This is a genomic window from Pantoea sp. CTOTU49201, from assembly GCF_032054795.1.
In the GTDB taxonomy this organism is placed as follows: domain Bacteria; phylum Pseudomonadota; class Gammaproteobacteria; order Enterobacterales; family Enterobacteriaceae; genus Pantoea; species Pantoea symbiotica.
In genome coordinates, this window is sequence record NZ_DAMBSA010000240.1 from 1 (window position 1) to 344 (window position 344).

Annotated in this window: 1 protein-coding gene; it reads left to right on the top strand. The window is 58.1% G+C overall.

From position 1 onward, the window contains the following. A partial coding sequence (locus RTY00_RS16105; RefSeq protein ID WP_312665111.1) for a PfkB family carbohydrate kinase occupies positions 1 to 344 on the top strand: 344 nt, incomplete at both ends.

Sequence of the window (344 nt, forward strand, 5' to 3'; positions counted from 1 at the left end):
TGTTCAGCGAGCTCGGCATTGCTAACCGTTTTCAGGTGGTACAGGGCCGTACGCGTATCAACGTTAAGCTGACCGAAAAAGATGGCGATGTAACCGACCTGAATTTCTCCGGCTTTGACGTCACCGCACAGGATTGGGAGCGCTTCACCGCCGATTCGCTCACCTGGTTGGGCCAGTTCGACATGGTGTGCGTCAGCGGCAGCTTGCCAGCCGGTGTGGCGCCAGAAGCGTTCACTAAATGGATGAGCGATCTGCGCACGCTGTGCCCATGCATCATCTTCGATAGCAGCCGCGAAGCGCTGGTAGCCGGTCTGAAAGCCGCGCCGTGGTTGGTGAAACCGAAC